Source organism: Pararhizobium qamdonense (assembly GCF_029277445.1).
Classification (GTDB): domain Bacteria; phylum Pseudomonadota; class Alphaproteobacteria; order Rhizobiales; family Rhizobiaceae; genus Pararhizobium; species Pararhizobium qamdonense.
In genome coordinates this window covers 1,127,192-1,145,053 of sequence record NZ_CP119566.1, presented here as the reverse complement: position 1 = coordinate 1,145,053, position 17,862 = coordinate 1,127,192, and the positions used below count along the sequence as shown (strand labels likewise).

The 17,862-nt window shown below is 59.9% G+C and carries 19 protein-coding genes; 6 read left to right on the top strand and 13 right to left on the bottom strand.

All coding sequences use genetic code 11. The features are described 5' to 3' along the window. Positions 1-158 precede the first annotated feature (158 nt). A complete protein-coding gene (locus tag PYR65_RS05410) occupies positions 159-638 on the top strand; it encodes a DUF992 domain-containing protein (RefSeq protein ID WP_060639296.1) in 480 nt (159 codons plus the stop codon). A gap of 79 nt (positions 639-717) precedes the next feature. On the opposite strand, the gene PYR65_RS05405 is transcribed toward PYR65_RS05410, so the two are convergent. The 6 genes from PYR65_RS05405 to PYR65_RS05380 form a co-directional block, all read right to left on the bottom strand. Continuing rightward, the gene (locus tag PYR65_RS05405) at positions 718-2,118 is read right to left on the bottom strand and encodes an NAD(P)(+) transhydrogenase (Re/Si-specific) subunit beta (RefSeq protein WP_060639295.1); all 1,401 of its coding nucleotides are present in this window, start codon (positions 2,116-2,118) and stop codon (positions 718-720) included. Between the two features lie 10 nt (positions 2,119-2,128). Further along, positions 2,129-2,539, bottom strand: coding sequence for an NAD(P) transhydrogenase subunit alpha (locus PYR65_RS05400; protein WP_276120216.1), 411 nt, complete (start codon positions 2,537-2,539; stop codon positions 2,129-2,131). 63 nt (positions 2,540-2,602) lie between these two features. After that, complete coding sequence (locus tag PYR65_RS05395) at positions 2,603-3,760, bottom strand: Re/Si-specific NAD(P)(+) transhydrogenase subunit alpha (protein ID WP_276120215.1); 1,158 nt, start codon at positions 3,758-3,760, stop codon at positions 2,603-2,605. A gap of 192 nt (positions 3,761-3,952) precedes the next feature. Further along, entirely contained in the window at positions 3,953-4,177 is a 225-nt protein-coding gene (locus PYR65_RS05390; protein ID WP_060639570.1) for an aa3-type cytochrome c oxidase subunit IV, read from the bottom strand. A gap of 219 nt (positions 4,178-4,396) precedes the next feature. After that, the gene (locus PYR65_RS05385) at positions 4,397-5,143 is read right to left on the bottom strand and encodes an N-acyl amino acid synthase FeeM domain-containing protein (protein ID WP_276120214.1); all 747 of its coding nucleotides are present in this window, start codon (positions 5,141-5,143) and stop codon (positions 4,397-4,399) included. Positions 5,144-5,369: 226 nt separating this feature from the next. Then, positions 5,370-7,679: a putative bifunctional diguanylate cyclase/phosphodiesterase gene (locus PYR65_RS05380; protein WP_276120213.1), complete on the bottom strand. Its 2,310-nt coding sequence runs from the start codon at positions 7,677-7,679 to the stop codon at positions 5,370-5,372. A gap of 443 nt (positions 7,680-8,122) precedes the next feature. On the opposite strand from PYR65_RS05380, the gene PYR65_RS05375 reads away from it, so the two are divergent. Beyond that, complete coding sequence (locus PYR65_RS05375) at positions 8,123-8,881, top strand: gamma-glutamyl-gamma-aminobutyrate hydrolase family protein (RefSeq protein WP_276120212.1); 759 nt, start codon at positions 8,123-8,125, stop codon at positions 8,879-8,881. Between the two features lie 5 nt (positions 8,882-8,886). On the opposite strand, the gene PYR65_RS05370 is transcribed toward PYR65_RS05375, so the two are convergent. The 3 genes from PYR65_RS05370 to PYR65_RS05360 all read right to left on the bottom strand — a co-directional run bounded on the left by PYR65_RS05370 (position 8,887) and on the right by PYR65_RS05360 (position 11,518). Continuing rightward, on the bottom strand, positions 8,887-9,858 hold the full coding sequence (locus PYR65_RS05370) for a 2-hydroxyacid dehydrogenase (RefSeq protein ID WP_276120211.1): 972 nt from the start codon (positions 9,856-9,858) through the stop codon (positions 8,887-8,889). 27 nt (positions 9,859-9,885) lie between these two features. Continuing rightward, positions 9,886-10,914 (bottom strand): LacI family DNA-binding transcriptional regulator, encoded by a 1,029-nt coding sequence (locus PYR65_RS05365; RefSeq protein WP_060639288.1) that lies wholly within the window; start codon positions 10,912-10,914, stop codon positions 9,886-9,888. A 103-nt stretch (positions 10,915-11,017) separates the two neighbouring features. Beyond that, positions 11,018-11,518, bottom strand: coding sequence for a MarR family winged helix-turn-helix transcriptional regulator (locus PYR65_RS05360; protein ID WP_276120210.1), 501 nt, complete (start codon positions 11,516-11,518; stop codon positions 11,018-11,020). A gap of 94 nt (positions 11,519-11,612) precedes the next feature. On the opposite strand from PYR65_RS05360, the gene PYR65_RS05355 reads away from it, so the two are divergent. Beyond that, entirely contained in the window at positions 11,613-12,404 is a 792-nt protein-coding gene (locus tag PYR65_RS05355; RefSeq protein WP_276120209.1) for a creatininase family protein, read from the top strand. On the opposite strand, the gene PYR65_RS05350 is transcribed toward PYR65_RS05355, so the two are convergent. Continuing rightward, positions 12,405-13,019, bottom strand: a complete 615-nt coding sequence (locus PYR65_RS05350) for a hypothetical protein (protein WP_276120208.1) — start codon at positions 13,017-13,019, stop codon at positions 12,405-12,407. A 6-nt stretch (positions 13,020-13,025) separates the two neighbouring features. Next, positions 13,026-13,250, bottom strand: a complete 225-nt coding sequence (locus tag PYR65_RS05345; protein WP_276120207.1) for a DUF2188 domain-containing protein — start codon at positions 13,248-13,250, stop codon at positions 13,026-13,028. Between the two features lie 157 nt (positions 13,251-13,407). Here PYR65_RS05345 and PYR65_RS05340 point away from each other — a divergent pair, with 157 nt between their 5' ends. The 3 genes from PYR65_RS05340 to PYR65_RS05330 are packed head-to-tail and all read left to right on the top strand — an operon-like array spanning position 13,408 to position 16,003. Beyond that, a complete protein-coding gene (locus PYR65_RS05340; RefSeq protein WP_276120206.1) occupies positions 13,408-14,547 on the top strand; it encodes a CobW family GTP-binding protein in 1,140 nt (379 codons plus the stop codon). Next, positions 14,547-15,536: a WD40 repeat domain-containing protein gene (locus PYR65_RS05335; RefSeq protein WP_276120205.1), complete on the top strand. Its 990-nt coding sequence runs from the start codon at positions 14,547-14,549 to the stop codon at positions 15,534-15,536. Before PYR65_RS05340 ends, PYR65_RS05335 begins: the two co-directional genes overlap by 1 nt. 50 nt (positions 15,537-15,586) lie before the next feature. Continuing rightward, the gene (locus PYR65_RS05330; protein WP_276120204.1) at positions 15,587-16,003 is read left to right on the top strand and encodes a GNAT family N-acetyltransferase; all 417 of its coding nucleotides are present in this window, start codon (positions 15,587-15,589) and stop codon (positions 16,001-16,003) included. 30 nt (positions 16,004-16,033) lie between these two features. On the opposite strand, the gene PYR65_RS05325 is transcribed toward PYR65_RS05330, so the two are convergent. Both PYR65_RS05325 and PYR65_RS05320 read right to left on the bottom strand, forming a co-directional pair. Beyond that, a complete protein-coding gene (locus PYR65_RS05325) occupies positions 16,034-16,477 on the bottom strand; it encodes a glyoxalase superfamily protein (protein ID WP_276120203.1) in 444 nt (147 codons plus the stop codon). Positions 16,478-16,672: 195 nt separating this feature from the next. Continuing rightward, entirely contained in the window at positions 16,673-17,713 is a 1,041-nt protein-coding gene (locus tag PYR65_RS05320; protein ID WP_407951309.1) for a serine hydrolase domain-containing protein, read from the bottom strand. Positions 17,714-17,862: the final 149 nt, after the last annotated feature.

The following is a 17,862-nucleotide window of genomic DNA, read 5'->3' as shown; positions in this document are numbered from 1 at the left end:
TTATTGCTTGTCCTTCGTACTGGAGGGAACCAACTTCTCTGCGATCCGTTGTTGGCTCACCATCCGCGCATTGCCCTTATGAACCCCGCATGCGCGAAGAATTGAACGCCCCCTCAGAGCAAAAACGGCGATGAAGGGGTAGAACAGGAGTAAGAACCATGTTGAAACGCACAATCATCGCCGCAACTGCACTGGCCGCCGTCTGGGTCGCACCAGTGGCTGCCGCAGATTATGTGACCCTGGGCCGGCTGGTATGTGGCTCGGACGGTAACGTCGGCATGATCATCACATCCGAGAAGCTTCTGAGATGCACCTACACCTCGGCGGCTGGCGGACCGGCAGCGGTTTATGACGGCAAGATCGAGAAATTCGGTATTGATCTTGGCCAGACCGGCAAGAGCGTAATGATCTGGGATGTGCTCGCCAAGACCGGCGTCAGCGATGCCAACTTTCCGCTGAGCGGCGCTTATTACGGCGTTGGAGCCGATGCGAGCTTTGCAGCCGGTGCGGGCGCCAAGATCCTTGGTGGCGGCATCGACAAGGCGTTCATGTTGCAACCCGTCAACGTTCAGGTTCAGGAAGGCCTGAATATTGCTATCGGCGTCGAGAAGATGACGCTGGCTCCGGCAGCCATCTGATCCGGATATTTTGACCTCCAGTCACAAAAATGCCCGCCACACCGGCGGGCATTTTCGCGTTCAGCTTTGAAGACTGCCGTCAGTGGTTCATCGCCTTGACGATATCGTCGGTCATCTTCTTGGCATCCCCAAGCAGCATCATCGTGCCGTCCTTATAGAACAGCGTATTGTCGATACCGGCATAGCCGGAGCCGAGCGAGCGCTTGACGAACAGGCAGGTCTTGGCCTTATCGACGTCGAGGATCGGCATGCCATAGATCGGCGAGGTCTTGTCGTCGCGTGCCGCCGGGTTGGTGACGTCGTTGGCGCCGATGACATAGGCTACGTCTGCCTGCGCGAATTCCGAGTTGATGTCTTCGAGTTCGAACACTTCATCATAGGGCACATTGGCCTCGGCCAAGAGCACGTTCATATGGCCGGGCATACGGCCGGCAACCGGATGGATGGCATATTTCACTTCGACGCCATTCTTTTTCAGCGCATCCGCCAGTTCGCGCACGGCATGCTGGGCCTGCGCCACCGCCATGCCGTAACCCGGCACGATGATCACCTTCGACGCATTGGCCATCAGGAAGGCGGCATCATCGGCCGAGCCTTGCTTGACCGTGCGGACAACGCCGTCATCGCTGGCAGCGGCTGCAGTATCGCCACCGAAACCGCCGAGGATGACCGAGATGAAGGAACGGTTCATGCCTTTGCACATGATGTAGGACAGGATCGCGCCCGACGAGCCGACCAGAGCGCCGGTGATGATCAGCGCCAAATTTCCAAGTGTGAAGCCGATGCCGGCAGCGGCCCAGCCGGAATAGGAATTCAGCATGGAAACGACCACCGGCATGTCGGCGCCGCCGATCGGCACGATCAAGAGCACGCCGAGCACCAGCGACAGAACAACGATCGCCCAGAAATCGAAATGGCTTTCCGACGCCGCAAGCCCGACGATGAAGAAGATGATCAACAGCAGAAGCACCGTGTTGATGACATGGCGGAACGGCAGCATGATCGGCTTGCCGGACATGCGGCCATCGAGCTTCAGAAACGCGATGATCGAGCCGGTAAAGGTGATGGCGCCGATGGCGACACCAAGCGCCATTTCGACCAGCGCCTGGGCATGGATCCCGCCGATCTCACCGATGCCGAAAGAGGACGGCGTATACAGTGCCGAGGCTGCGACGAGCACGGCGGCAAGACCGACCAGCGAATGGAAGCCGGCGACAAGCTGCGGCATCGACGTCATCGGGATCGAGCGGGCGATATAGGCACCCGCGCCGCCACCAATGGCAAGACCGAGCACGATCAGCACCAGACCGCCGAACGACGGCGTGGCCAGCAGAAGCGTGGTGACGATGGCAATGCCCATGCCGACCATGCCGAGAATATTGCCCCGGCGCGAGGTGGTCGGATGCGACAGACCGCGCAGCGCCATGATGAACAGGACACCGGAAACCAGATAGAGGAAGGCTGCGATATTGGCACTCATGACGGCAGCCTCACTTCTCTTTTTTCTTGTACATGGCCAGCATGCGCTGGGTCACCAGGAAGCCGCCGAAAATATTGACCGAGGCAAGGATCAGCGCCACGAAGCCGAAGCCGGTGGCAAGGCCGGAGGCAGAAATGCCGACGGCAAGCAGTGCACCAACGACGATAACCGAGGAAATCGCATTGGTGACCGCCATCAGCGGCGTGTGCAGAGCCGGCGTCACCGACCACACCACGTAATAGCCGACGAAGATCGACAGAACGAAGATCGCCAGTTGAAACACGAACGGATCGATCGCGCCGCCACTCAACCCGTGGACGACATTACCGGTGGCATCCGGCACATATTCGGCGGCGGTGCGCACCGCTTCGACCGCCCGGTCGAGCTCGCCGATCGCCTTGTCGAGCATCTCATTGGCCATACCATTTCTCCCTGAGGCAGCCGCGCTTCTCCCCGAAGCACGCACGCTGCCCTCTCCAATTTTTTAAGAGCTTGCGGCAACCACGACCGGCGCTGCGGCGAAATTCGGATGCACCACGGCACCGCCATGCGTCAGCATCGTCGCCTTGACCAGTTCGTCCCCGGCATTGAGCGCCAGCGCCTTGGTTTCCTTGGAAACCATAGTCTCGAGGAACGTCACGAGGTTCTTGGCGTAGAGTGCGGACGCGGACGCGGCGATACGGCCGGGCATATTGGTGTAGCCGACGACCTTGACGCCCTCGACCTCGACCACCTGATCGGCAACCGCACCTTCGACATTGCCGCCGCGCTCGACGGCCAGATCGACGGCGATCGAGCCGGGCTTCATCGCTTTGAGCATATCGCGGGTGATGAGCCGGGGCGCCGGGCGGCCGGGGATCAGCGCGGTGGTGATGACGATATCCTGCTTGGCCAGATGCTCGGCGGTCAGCGCCGCCTGCTTGGCCTTGTATTCCGCCGACATTTCCTTGGCATAGCCGCCAGCGGTTTCGGCCGCCTTGAATTCCTCGTCCTCGACGGCCACGAACTTGGCGCCGAGCGAGGCGACCTGTTCCTTGGAAGCAGGGCGGACGTCGGTGGCGGAGACAACGGCACCCAGACGCCGCGCCGTGGCAATCGCCTGCAGGCCGGCAACGCCAGCGCCCATGACGAAGACCTTTGCCGCAGGGACAGTGCCCGCCGCCGTCATCATCATCGGCATCGCCCGGTCATATTCTGAGGCCGCCTCGATCACGGCCTGGTAGCCGGCAAGATTGGCCTGAGAGGAGAGCACGTCCATGGACTGGGCACGGGTGATGCGCGGCATCAGCTCCATCGCAAATGCCGAAACGCCGGCCTTGGCCATATCGGCCAATGCCTGATCGTTGCCATAGGGATCCATGATCGCCAGCACGATGGCGCCGGACTTGTAGCCTGCGACTTCTGCCGAAGACGGGCGCCGCACCTTCAGCACCACATCGGCGCGGGCAGCATCCCCGGCAGAGCCGATCGCCGCACCGGCTTTTTCGAATTCGCTGTCTGGAATACGCGACAGAGTGCCGGCACCGGCCTGAACCACGACATCGAAGCCGAGGGTCTTGAGCTTCTTCACACTCTCAGGCGACGCCGCGATACGGCCCTCACCCGGAAATGTTTCCAACGGTATGAATACGGTCTCTGCCACAGGTTCCTCCCTGAAACGGGCGGGAGCACGGCAGGCCGCGATTTCCACTATCCCGTACACTCGATAATCACGCCTTGAGCCACCCTCCGGCGGCCTGCGCGCATGCCTTTTCCGGCCCGGCGAACACCGGGCCATGCAAAAGCCGGCACCTCACTCCCAAGTGCCGCTTCCGTCAGAACTTTGGAAAGCCGGTCAGCGCAGCAGCACGAAACCGGCGATATTGAGGAGAACGAAAAGAACGAAGGCGGTGAAGAAGCCGGCGCTGGTGAAGAAACCGGCAGCCATGGCGATCAGCAGCGCAACGCAGAAGATCGTGACAATTTTCGTCGCCTCGAGGAAGAAATTATAGGTCTTCTCGTGTTCGGCATAATCCATCGGTGCGCCCAGTTCGGCCGGTCCGGAGTGATGTTCAGCCATTGTCATATCTCCCTGAAATTCAGCCGCGCGCTGGTTCGCCTTTGGCGGCAAGCGCGGCATCCCGTCTCTCTTCCATTCCATGCGCATTCAAAGAGCCCGAGAGCATCGATCGCGCATAGGTGGCCTTACACAAAGCCACGGTCAAACGCAACGAAAACTGCAGCTGCAACCTGCGGCATAACGGTGTGGCGGAGGGCCGTTGCGGCACTTCAAGCCTGGTCAGCCCGGATTGCGCGCACGGCTCTGCATCGTCAGCGCCAGCCGCGCGGTTGGCAGCACCGTCAGCGGCGCATACTGCGCCTCCCGGTCATCCCCGAACATCATGCGCCGCTCGAACGCTTCCGAATCGAAAAACGGAAACCGCGTATAGAGCCAGGGCCGGATTTCGCGGACGCGGGCAGCAAGCAGCGTCAGGTCGATCTTGTAGTCGCCGCAGTTCTTTTGCGGTGACACGATCGTGTCGGCATCGAAGATGCGCCTGTAGAAGGCGGCATGCTGCGGCTTGACCAGCGACAGACACCGGTCGACATCGAAATGCTCGGAGGCCATAGTGGCGACCCGCAGGGTCAGATAGGGGATCGCCGGCATTTCCTTGAGGATCTCCGGATCGGCGGCAAGCCGGACCGGATCGATCAGGGACAGGCCGGCATCCAGAAAACTGTCGATCTCGGCGCCAAAGACCGAGCCGGACGAGCTGACCCGATGTTCGGGCGTCACATGATGCACCCGCACCGTGCTGATCAGGCGCTCCTCGAAATAGATCCCGAACACATAGGCGTGACTGTCGAAATCGATGTCATCGATCAGCATCGTGCCGGACAAGGGCAGGATGTCGGCCATCTTATAGGCCTTGAAACGAATGCGGGCGACATCTTCCATGTCCTCGCCCGTCTCGACCCGGCGGTATTCCACATGGTCCAACAGTTCGAGCAACCGCTCTGAAAATCTGTTCTGCTCCGCTTTCATCTCGTCAAACGCCCCTGTTGAATGGGCATTCATCGGCTAAACGGAGGCACCTCACAATATCTTAATGGTTTATTAAGCATAAACCATTTGTTAAGGTTAACAGACAGTTAACGCTAAATTACCATTGAGCTTTTTGATGGCGTAACGGCGTGAAACAGGCGCAACTCCGGTGTCCCGGAATGGCAGCACGGTCGGATCGAAAGCAAGGCGAATTGAGACTCTACGTCTACGCGGTCCGCCGGCTGCGCCGTTTCGATACGGAAAGCTTCTTCAGCAATGTGTCTGACAGGCTTTCGATCGCAAGCGACGGCATGGGCGCGGCAAACACATATCCCTGGATCAGGTCGGCACATTTATACTGATTGATCAGCGCCAACTGGTCGCTGGTCTCGACCCCCTCGATGACGATTTTCAATCCGAGCTCGCGCGACAGGTTGACCATGCCGCGCAGAAGCTTGAAGCGGCGGGCGTCCTCGCGGATGTTGCGCACGAAGGAGCGGTCGATCTTGATGATATCGAGCGGCAGCGCATCGAGATAGCTGAGGCTGGAATAGCCCGTCCCGAAATCGTCGATAGCGATGGTAATGCCGCGCGCGCGCAGTTCCTGCAGGATCGTCTGCACCTTGGCCGCCTCTTCCATCAGGCAGCTTTCCGTCACTTCCAGATGCAGCCGGGACGGATCGAGCCCCGTCTCGGACAGGATATCCGTGACGATCGGGATGATCTCGCCGTTGCGCAGATCGAGAACCGAGAGATTGACGGAAACGGCGATATGACTTGGCCATTGCAGGCAATCGAGGCAGGCCTGCCGCAGCATGAATTTGGTGATGCTGGAAACCACACCGATTTCCTCGGCCACCTGGATAAACACATCCGGCGAAACCGGGCCACGCTCGGGATGGGTCCAACGCGCCAGCGCCTCGCAGCATTCGATGCGCGAGCCGTCGGCAATGAACATCGGCTGATAGGCTACCGACAGCCCGCCCATCTCGATTGCCTCGCGCAGATCGGTCTTCAGCTTCTGCCTGTCGAGATAGTTTGCATCCATCTCCGCTTCGAACGCGGTGCAGCTGCCCTTGTCGCGGCTCTTGCTCTCAAACAGCGCGAGATCGGCCTTGATCTGCATGTCTTCCAGCCGGAAATCGCAATTATCGGCAATCACGTAGCCGGCGCTCATCGAGATATTGAAGGTAAAGCCGCTGGCGAGATAGGCGCCGCGCATCTGGGCGTGCACCGCCCGCATGCGCTCTTCCAGCACACGCCGGTTGCTGTCGCTGGAAAAGAACAGAACGAATTCGTCGCCCATCAGGCGCGCTGCAATCGCCTTGTTCCCCGTCACCTTCTTCAGCCGCTCGGAGATCGCGCACAACAATCTGTCGCCGACGATATGGCCGCGCGTATCGTTGACATGCTTGAACTCGGCGACATTCAGAATCATGAAGCCGGCCAGACCATTGCGGTTTTTATCGACGAGCGCATTGCTGACCAGTTCGCCGAAATAGTCGCGATTGGGCAGGCCAGTCAGCGTGTCGAACCGCGCCATCTGCAGGATCTTCTTTTCCGCCCGCACCCGCGCCGTCACGTCCTCAAAAATCAGCACGACGCCGCCATTGTCGCGGCGGCTTGCGGAAAACTCCAGAAACAGGTCGTCTGAAAACGGGATGAGCGCGCGCGACTGCATGCCCTGCACCAGCTGGTTCAGCTGCTTCAGCACCTGCTTTGCCTGATCCTGCTCCAGAAACGTGTGGCGCACGCCGTAGCGCAGGACGGCATCGAGATGGCAGTCCTTGAGGCGTTCGCGCTCGCCGAGATTGAGAAGCTCACAGGCCCGCCGGTTGGCGACCAGAATGCGATTGTCTGCGTCCAGCATAAACAGGCCATGCGGCATATTGTTGAGCGCGAGATCGAACCGGCTGGCGATCGTCGATATCTCGCGCGCGGCCAGAACATTCTTGTGCAGGGTTTCGCGCACACCGCGCGCCATCGACCAGGTGGTGAGGATGAATGGCACGATCAGGACGGCAAGCAGCGCCATGAACACGTCCATCAGGCCGAGCAGACCAAGGATGATCGGGCCGCAGGCCGACAGGGACATGACGACGACGGCACGCGCGGAACCGTAATTGCGGCCGACGAGCGACACCATGGTGGCAAGGGTCACGGAAATGCAGGCGAGTTCGGCAAAGGGATCGCGGGTGGCGAGGATGGCATAGCCGCAGGCTATTCCCAGCGTCAGCGTCGCGCAGACACCACCGGCATTATAGCGGTTTTCCCAGCGGCGGATGCCTTCAAAGCTCAGCGAGGCCAGATCTTCCCGGTCGAACCGGCGCATGCCGACGCCCCGGACGAGCCAGATCAGCACAATGGCGACCGTGCAGCCGAGGAAAAAAGGATCGTGGGTTTTTGCAAAGACAAGCAGGAATGTTACGACATGCGACAGCATGCCGATCAACAATGTCTGTCGATAATCGTAGAGTGAGCTTACGAACGAAAGATACACATCGGTCGGAAGAGCGCTCTGTTCATTTGACTTCATGAACCCCCTGCTCCGGTTTGGCGAAGTGTTATTCCCGAGGGTTTAACGAAAGATTTCGCGCGGTTACCGGAAAAAATCACTGCATATATTAGGTATATCGGTTCAAACACGCTGACTTTGACGGATTTCAACCCAGTATTGTAGCCATCTTTAAGGAGTAATGCCTTTCTGCAACCGGACATGGTTTCACGCTGCAAACCGGTTTTGACCCGCGCCGGCACAAGGCTTTTTTCTAGTAATTTTGCCCGGCGATTTATCTGATGGAATGGTTACTCCAATTCTAAGACAAAGGGCCATATCTTGCCAGTTGCTGACAAGAGGTTTGCGTATACCGCCGCCGCGACCGGAATTGACTTCCGTTGGCCGTCAGGGCAATGGCTTGATCATGTGATAAGAGGCCTTGCTTTCAGCGATGCTGACGGACCGCAAATGGAGACCCAGCAGTGCCAAAACCGGTTGTAGCCATACCCGCTGACTTCAGGACATTCGACGGCAATGTCTGGCATGCCACGCCGCATCAATATGTTCGTGCCGCCGTCGAAGGCTCCGGCGTGATGACCTTCCTCGTTCCGGCCCTTGAGAATGGCAATGATGCCGATGAAATCCTCGACCGGGTGGATGGCGTGCTGGTCAGCGGATCGCGCACGAATGTTCATCCCTCGCTCTATGGTCAGGAGGCGACGGAGGCCGATGGCCCGTTCGATCCGGGCCGCGACGCCACAAGCTTGCCGCTGATCCGGCGGGCGCTGGAACGCGGCGTGCCGGTGCTTGCCATCTGCCGCGGCATTCAGGAACTGAACGTTGCGCTGGGCGGTACGCTGGCAAGCGAAATCCAGGACATGCCCGGCATTTCCGATCACCGCAAGCCCGATGTGCCGGATCTCGATATCGCCTACGGCATCCGCCAGAATGTCCTCGTCAAGGAAGGCAGCTGCCTCGCCTCCATTCTTGGCGCCGGCGCAGTGCAGGTCAATTCGCTGCACCGGCAGGCAATCTCGAAGGCTGCCCCCCGGTTGGCCGTCGAGGCCGTCGCCGAGGATGGCACTGTCGAGGCCGTATCGGTCATCGACGCCAAAGCGTTTGCTGTCGGCGTGCAATGGCATCCGGAATATTGGGTCGGCAAGGACACACCGTCCTCGACCCTGTTTGAGGCATTCGGCGATGCCGTTCGCGCCTATGCGGCGGCCAAGACGAAGGGTTGACGGCGTTACGCCGTCTTCCGCTTGAACGGCGTTTCCGGGACCGGCGTCAATGCTGCACCGGTTTCAAACCAGGCAACCAGATTGTCCACCACCAGATCGGCCATGGCATCGCGCGTCGCCTGCGAGGCCGAGGCGACATGCGGCAGAAGCGAGACATTCGGCAGAGAAAGAAGAGCCTCGGGAACGTGGGGTTCATTCTCAAAGACATCGAGACCGGCGGCAGCAATAACGCCGCGCTGCAGGGCATCGATGAGTGCCTCCTCATCCACGGTCGTGCCGCGTCCGACATTGATCAATACACCCTGCGGCCCCAGGGCTTGCAACACCTCGGCATTGACGGTCCTGCGGGTGCTCTCGGTTCCGGGCACGATGACGATGATCGTATCAACCGCTTCCGCCATGCTCTTCAACGTCGTGTAGTGTGTATAGGCCAGCCCCTCGCGCGGCGTGCGGGTATGATAGGCAATGGAGACACCGAAGGCTTCCAGCCGCTTGGCAATCGCCAGTCCGATCCGGCCGAGGCCATAGAGACCGACGGTGCGGCCGCGCAGCGTCAACGGCGTGAGAACAAACGCGCCCTCCTTGACCCAGCGTCCCTGACGCAGCCACTGTTCGGCAACCGGGAAACACCGGACCGTATTGAGCAGCAGGCCAATAGCGGTATCGGCGACCTCTTCCGTCAGCACATCCGGCGTGTTGGTCACCATGACACTACGCTCTGCCGCATGCACAGCGTCCACGCCATCATAGCCGACGCCGAAATTGGCGATGATTTCCAGCTTGGGAAATGCATCAACGAATTCGGCTGGAATTTTACCCTGGACTGCGATGCCGGCAACGCTGGACGAAAGCTCGGCCGTGACCAGCGCTGGATCGGTGGCGGCGATGAAAACGGGGTCGAAATGGTCAGGCAAACGGTCGAGCACGCGCTGGTTCATTTTTCCAGGCACGAGAATACGCTGGCGGTTATTCGACATGGTTACTCCTTGCGGAATTGGATAAACTTACTCTGTGGGATTGGGCCGGAGCGGACCGGTCGATTGACGGATCCGCATTTCCGGCTTGATCAGGTGGATACCATCCGGCTCATGGCTGCCATTCAGCTTGTCGAGCAGCGCGCGGGCGGCACTGCGGCCGACATCCGACTGACCGTTCCAGACGGTGGTGAGCGCCGGCGTTGCGATCGAGGCTTCCTCCAGATCGTCATAGCCGGTCACCGAAACATCGCGGCCGGGCACAAGGCCAGCGCGGGCAATGCCGTTCATCATGCCGATGGCGACCAGATCGTTCCAGCAGACGACGGCTGTGGGTTTCTGCGGCAAGGAGAGCAGATGCACCGCCGCCTCGAAGCCGCCCTGCATCGAGCGGGGACCGGGAATGCGCAGGTCCGGATCGACGTCGATATTGGCCTTGCGCAGCGCATTGACGTAACCTTGATAGCGGTCGCGGCCGGTCGAGGTCTGATCGGTGCCGCCGACCATGGCGATAACGCGGTGGCCAAGGCTGATCAGGTGATTGGTGGCAAGCGAAATGCCATAGGCATCGTCACCGCGGAAAATCGGCACGTCCACGCCCTCGATCGAGCGGGCGATCAGGATGGCCGGCATGCCATTGTCCTCCGCCAGCTGAATATCTTCCGGCGGCGTACCGATCGCCGGCGACATGATGACGCCATCGCCGCCGAGTTGCAGCAGCGTCTCGATGAAGGCGCGCTGCTTTTCGACGGAATCATAATGGTTGGAGAGAATGAACGTCTGCCGGTCGCGGTCCAGTTCGGCCTCGATGGCTTTCAGGATTTCGCCGTAGAACGGGTTCATGATGTCGTGCACGACGACGCCGATAATGCCGGAGCGGGAGGTGCGAAGGCTGGCGGCGCGGCGATTGTAGATATAGCCGAGCGCGCGGGCCTGCTCCTTGATCTTGTCGCGGGTCATGGCAGCCACGAGCGGGCTATCGCGCAATGCCAGTGAAACGGTTGCCGTGGACACACCCAGCGTTTCCGCAATGGTGGAGAGCTTGATCTTCTGCGCCACGTTTCCCCCTCAGCTATCCCGGCTCAATACCGCTATTTTTAAATCCTCTTTAAACTGTTTAAATTGCCGCCGCAATCGCCAATTAAGGCAGGAAGAGAGGGAGCTATTCTACGGCCACTGTTCCCTGAAGATTGCCATCGACAGCACGCAGCAGCTTCATCAGGGTCTTGATCTGCTTTTCGGTAAGGCCTTTGGTCGCCATGTCCTCAGAGGTCTTGCCGGCCTCTGTAATGGTCTGCAGCCGGTCGCGGCCGAGCGTCGTCAGATAGACCTTGGTCAGTCTCGCATCCTCGTCGTCGGCCCGCCGCTCCAGGAAACCCTGGGCTTCCATGCGGCCGATGGTCCGGGTCATGGTCGGCGCCTTGACGCCGAGCTTCATCGCCAAAACCCCGGCGGTCAGCCCGTCGGTTTCGGCCAAAGCCAGCATCACCCCGTCCTGTCCCGCATAGAGCCCGCTTTCAAGCAGGTTGCGCGACAGCACCGTGCGCATCGAACGCGCCGCCTGGACCAGCACCGAGGCGAGGTCCTGTGCGTGGACCTCGACGTCGTGATGCTTTTTCTTGGCACCCTTGGCTTTCTTTTCGGCCTTGCTCTTCTTTCCCATCGGTCCTCCACCAAATTTCTTGCACGGCCATCCGTCACCTGTATGACTCGAATGACAGCCATACCGCAAGTACAACCGAAAGGCTCTCAGGAGCATGACAGTCCCCGCACCGCATTGGAAAGACAATGTTTCCGATCTCGCGCCCGCAGCGCGAAAGGACTGGATCGCCGTCCTGCCGCTCGGCGCCCACGAACAGCACGGGCCGCACCTGCCGTTTGAAACCGACACACTGATTGCGGAAGGACTGGCCGAGCGGGTGATCGCCCGCCTGCCCCCCGCCCTGCCCGTCACATTCCTGCCCACCGAACCCACCGGCTATTCGATCGAACATGCGGATACGCCAGGCACGCGTTCGCTGGCCTATGACGAGGCGGTGAAGCGCTGGATCGGCATGTCGCAAAACCTCCACGAAAAGGGCATCCGCAAATTCGTCATGCTCAATGCCCATGGCGGCAATTCACCGCTGATGACCATTGTCGCGACGGAAGCGCGCGTACGGTTTGGCATGCTGGCGGTGGCCACCAGCTGGACCCGCTTCGGTCAACCGGAGGGCTGGATCCGCGCGGAAGACAAGGCAATCGACATTCACGGCGGCGACATCGAGACATCCGTGATGCTGGCCATGTACCCGGACAAGGTGGATATGGCGAAAGCGGAGCGCTTTACGTCGCGCCAATCCGAATTCGCCAGCCGTTTCAAACATCTGCGCGCTTATGGCCCGCATGCCTTCGGCTGGAAGATGCCGGACCTCAACGAACAGGGCGCCGCCGGTGACGCATCGGCTGCGACAGCGACGCGTGGCGAGCAGCTGATTGCGCACGCGGTAGACGGGATCATCGAACTGTTGGAGGATGTGAGAGATTTTGACGTGGACGAATTGAAATAATCAGGGCCGGCGCGCTGCCGTCCAGATCGACATGTTCTCGATCAACTCCGGAATGGGGAGGCGTTCGATATCCTTATCCGAATATCCGCGTTGCTTCAAAGCATCGTAATTGTGCGCCATGAATTCGATAAAGGCTCCCCATATTGCGCTCGGCCCATCCGCTCTGAGGTTCGCGGCATGGCTCAGCCAATCACGGACGGCTTTTACAACTTCTTCCGGCTCGTTCCCATGGACCGCTATATCAGCGTTCGACAGATCGGATATGGTAGCCTGGTGGCGATAGCGCTCTTCCTCCAAAATAAGTGTGATTTTACCGGAAAGTTGAACCTGCCCGAAAAGCTTTGCTCCAATATCAAGGCCAAGCTCAAATGGCATGTTCATACGGTAATACTCGTCGCGCTTTTCAGCTTTCGCGCGTGACAGGTCGTGAATGCCATATTTACACGCCCCAATCAGCTCGACAATCTTGCTGAAGCGTGCCTCACCCGCATCGAGGCGTTCCAACGCGATACGAGGAACCATATCGAGATACAAAACTGTAAAAAGGAGCGGGCGAAGAAGTTCGATATATTTTTCATCGAACGGACAGTTTATGAACACGCTTTTGTGGAACAAAATCGCTCAGCCCTTCGGAGGAAAAGGGTCGCGTCCGTAAGATCGTCTATCGCTAATCGTTCCATCTCTACGATGGATGTAGAGTTCGCTATGATTGGCCCGCGCAGCGTCCCTGGCATAGGCCACCGCTTCACTTTGCGAGTCAAAGGTCCTGGCTGCGCGCGAGGCACCCGCGCTGCGAACACTCCAGCCGCCTTTCGAATTCGGGACGACATGCTTGGATTTCGACATACACGCGCTCCATCTTGGAGGACAAAGATAATTTGGGGCTGAACCCTATGCAATATGCCATGAAAAGAAATCGACATGGTTGCCGCCCTGCGCAAAGTGCTTATATGAAGCAGGCAATCACCATTTTCTGGGAACAATTTCCCTGCACGAGGCTCCCATGACCGAAGCAACCACAGCTGCCGCCAAGCCCATTCCCGTTACCGTGCTCACCGGCTATCTCGGTGCCGGCAAGACGACGCTCCTGAACCGCATTCTGACGGAGGCCCATGGCAAGAAATATGCCGTCATCGTCAACGAATTCGGCGAGATCGGCATCGACAATGACCTGATCGTCGAATCCGACGAGGAAATCTACGAGATGAACAATGGCTGCGTCTGCTGCACCGTGCGCGGCGACCTGATCCGCGTTGTGGAGGGCCTGATGCGCCGTCCGGGCCGCTTCGATGCCATTATCGTCGAAACCACCGGTCTTGCCGATCCGGTGCCTGTCGCTCAGACCTTTTTCATGGACGACGATGTGCGCGCCAAGACCGAACTCGACGCCGTTGTCGCTCTGGTCGATGCCAAGCATCTGCCGCTGCGCCTGAAGGACAGCCGCGAAGCCGAAGACCAGATCGCTTTTGCCGATGTCGTGCTGCTCAACAAGACCGATCTCGTTACGCCGGAAGAACTGGCGAAGATCGAAGCGACCGTGCGCGCCATCAACCCTTCGGCCCGTATTCACCGCACGGAGCGCTCCAATATCGACCTGACCAAGGTCCTCGACCAGGGCGCATTCAGCCTGGAACGGGCCTTGGAAAACGAGCCGAATTTCCTCGACCATGATGATCACCACCACGACCATACCTGCGGTCCGGATTGCGGCCACGATCATCACCACCATGATCATCATGATCACGACCACCACGACCACCACGACCATGATCATCACGGCCATGACCACCATCATCACGATCACGCCCCCTCGCCGATCCACGACGTGACGGTGCAGTCGGTGTCTCTGCGCGGCGGCGAAATGAACCCGGACCGCTTCTTCCCCTGGATCCAGAAGATCACCCAGACGGAAGGCCCTAACATTCTGCGCCTGAAGGGTATCATCGCCTTCAAGGACGACGCAGAGCGCTACGTTGTCCAGGGTGTACACATGATCATCGAAGGTGATCACCAGCGTGCCTGGAAGGACGGCGAGAAGCATGAGAGCCGTCTCGTCTTTATCGGCCGCGAACTCGACCGCGAAAAGCTTGAACGCACGTTCAAGGCTTGCGAAGCCGTTCCCGCCGAGGCCGCAGCTCACTGATGCCGACAGTTGCTCCTCTCGACCTTCAAGGTCACGTCGCCGGCGTGGCCTTTCTCGGCGACATCCCGTTCTTTGCCGAATCCTCCGGGCTCATCCATAGCCTCGATCACGGCCACAAAACCGCCGAGGCGCATGAGGGCCTACTCTCCTCCATCCGCGATGACGCGACCGATACGCTTTTGACCGGCGGCGAAGACGGAAAGGTGCTGCGCATCAAGGCAGATGGCACGGTGAGTGAAATCGCCCATGTGCCACGCAAATGGATATCGCAGGTCGCAGCCGGACCGCAGGGTGCAGTTGCCTATGCCTATGGCAAGACGGCGCATGTGCGGCTGGCCGACGGGAGCGTCAAGGATTTCACCGAGGAGCGCACCGTCGAGGGCATCGCCTTTGCGCCGAAAGGCTTGCGCATTGCGCTTGCCCGCTATAATGGCGTCTCGCTGCATTGGGTGGCGATCCCGGGCCAGCCGGTCGATCTCGAATGGAAGGGCGCCCATACCGGCGTGAGCTTCTCCCCCGACGGCCGCTTCGTCGTCACCTCGATGCAGGAAAACGCGCTGCATGGCTGGAAGCTGGATACCAAGCCCGGCGCCGAAACCCGGCACATGCGCATGACCGGCTATCCGGCCAAGATCAAATCAGTTTCATGGTCGGCCAAGGGCAAATGGCTGGCATCCTCCGGCGCACCGGCCGCCATCGTCTGGCCCTTCCAGGCCAAGGATGGCCCGATGGGCAAGGCGCCGCTCGAACTCGGCACCCGCGCCAATATCATGGTCACGCAGGTCTGCTGCCACCCGGTCGAGGAGATCGCAGCGATCGGCTATGCCGATGGCATGATCATGGTGGTGCGCTTCACCGACAGCAAGGAAGTGCTGCTGCGCCGCCCCGGCAAGGGCGCCATCACCGCCATGGCCTGGAACAAAAACGGCCGCCAGCTTGCCTTCGGCTCGGAAGCGGGCGATTGCGGCGTGGTCGATATCGCCGGGTGACAAAAAAGCACGTTTTCGCTCTACGTGAACTCGGGCTCGCGGACATGCCAATGGCCGCGCGCATTCATCGCGAGACGTTCAATGCCAGTTTTCCGTGGATCGGGGCCCTGCACACACCCTCTGAAGACCTTGCCTACTGGTCCGAGCATCTGTTCAAGACGAGCAGAATCTGGGGCGCGCTGAGTGACGGCAACCTTATCGGCGTCATCTCGTTCAGCGAAACCTGGATCGAACAACTCTATGTCCGTCCAGGCTTCCAGCATGCCGGTGTCGGCTCGGCGCTTCTTGACGTTGCACAACATGCCGCGCAGTCCTTGCATCTCTGGACATTTCAGCGGAACGACGACGCACGTCGTTTCTATGAAAAACTCGGTTTCGTCCTAGTCAAAATGACGGACGGTTCGGAGAACGAGGAAAGGGAACCGGACGTGCTCTATCGATGGGACAAATCCGGCATATCGCGATGATGGTGCAAGCCCTGCCAGCCTACGCGCTCTTCACCACGCCAATTCCACCTGCGGCCGGCCGTTCGAGGTTTTCTCGACCGTTCGTCCGGTTTCGTCGATGGTGCAGTGGACGCGTTTGCGGAAAGCCGAGAAGCTGTCGAACGTGACGACATCCACGGGCTCGTCGAAATCGAGCGTGAGGCGGTAGCGGCCGGGTTGGGCGGTCACGGCCTGGACGCCGAGAATTGTCGCTTCGAAGGGCTGGCCGAGATAATGGCCTTTGACCCGCGACCCGAGCATCCACGGATTGAGGGGCGGCCGGTTGCCGATCACAGCATGCAGCGTGTTCCAGTCGCGAAACCCGTATTGCGCGGCCAGAAGCTCCAGCGATTTCGAATGGGTGATGTTCTGGCCGCCGGTGGCAAGACCGGCGCGCAGCCGTTTTGCCTGGTCCTTCAGGGCATCGAGTGAGGGAAGCGGGATCGGTCCACGCATCGTTCAGTCTCCAACATGGAGCGTGCAATCATCCGGAGGGGGTCCGCCTTGCCACCGTTCGCACGCCACAGGATATGGACGACCGAAGAGGATTATAAGAGACTTCACCAAAAGCACGGAGCTCGCGGACAGCCGGGGCTCTCACCCGTTGGCGAGCGTTTACCCCAGCGGAACCTGTCTGTCAAACCACGGTCATCAACCGGGACGCATGGTAGCTGCGGTCTCGTTGGCAAGAATGATGTCGGCCATCAGCTGGTGCAGGCTATCGCGGTAACCAGTGCGGGCGGATGGCGCGTCTTCCTGGGAGGTCATGGCGACGGTGAGCCCTAGCGACGGCACGATATAGAGCATTTGGCCGCCATAACCCCAGGCATAGCGAACGTCGCGGCCCGCCATATTGCGCAGGAACCAGCCATAGCCGTAACTGTCGCCGGTAAACTGCGAATTGGTCCTGTGCTGCCAGGATTGCGCAACCCAGTCCGCAGGCACGATCTGAACCCCTTCCGGCGTCTTGCCGCCATTGCGGTAGAGTTCGCCAAAAGCCAGAAGCGACCGCGTGCTCATCGCCATCTGATTGCCCCCGAGATAGATGCCCTGCGGGTCTCGGTCCCAGGCGGTGATGGAAAAGCCCTTCAGCGGCTCGAACCAGCGGCGCGCCAGAGCCAGCGTCGATTGCCCGGAGGCACGTGTCAGGATGGCAGACAAAAGATGCGTAGAGCCTGTCGAGTAAAGCATGGGTCCGCCGGGATCGGCAGCAAACGGCAGGGAAAGCGCGCTGCGCACCCAGTTGCGGCTTGAAACCCAGCGGCCGTAATTGGGACCGGACGTCCGCCCAAGCCCCGCCTGCATGGAAAGAAGGTTTCCGATCGTCACCTGCTGCAGGCGCGGATCAGGGTTTTCAGGCAGGTCCCGCGACAAAATCGGCGCAATCTTCTGATCGACGCCCTCCAGTTCGCCTTTGGCAATAGCGATACCGACGAGCGCGGACATGATCGATTTGGAGGCCGATTTGATATTGGTGGGCTCTCGCGGCGTATGCCCGCCATAACCGCGTTCGGCGATGATGCCGCCATCACGCGAGACGACAACCGATTTTAGCGATGACAATTGCGCGGCGCGATCGAGAATGGCGCTCACCGCCGCCGTTTGGGCAGCAATGGGAGGAGCGGCTTTGTCCTGTGCCAGGACAGAGCCGCTGGAGAAAACAAGGGCGATGCAAAGAAGGGTCCGGATCAACATGCCGGTATGCTGGCTGCGGAAGACGGCGAATTCCAGAAGGAAATCCGGATTTTCCCGGATGTCACGCGAAGTTGACGGGCATGTTACCGCGCGGCGGGCGTCAGCATGCCGGCAGGAAAAATGGCATCGCGCTTTTTACAGCGCGA